The organism is Halomonas lysinitropha, assembly GCF_902500215.1.
Classification (GTDB): domain Bacteria; phylum Pseudomonadota; class Gammaproteobacteria; order Pseudomonadales; family Halomonadaceae; genus Halomonas; species Halomonas lysinitropha.
The window spans coordinates 1-204 of record NZ_CABVOU010000055.1 but is presented as its reverse complement, the minus strand read 5'-3'; the positions used below and the strand labels follow the sequence as shown (position 1 = coordinate 204).

General features: G+C 61.3%; 1 protein-coding gene. It reads left to right on the top strand.

Annotated features, from left to right (window positions below; translation table 11 throughout):
* Nucleotides 1–204: hypothetical protein (locus HALO32_RS18040; protein ID WP_192576553.1), on the top strand; the 204-nt coding region annotated here is incomplete at both ends.

Genomic DNA, 204 nt, shown 5'->3' with positions numbered 1-204 from the left:
ATCCTGCTGAAGGCTTCGGCCACCATTACGGATGGCGATGAGGACAGCGCCAGCGACGACGAGACGGTCGACATCAGCGACAGCTTCAGCTTCGACGATGATGTGCCGACGGTGACTGTCACAGAGGACACGACGTTCGATGCACCGAGCCTGACCACCCAGGATGCTGACACCATCGGTGAGGATGACCCGGCCACGACGGAG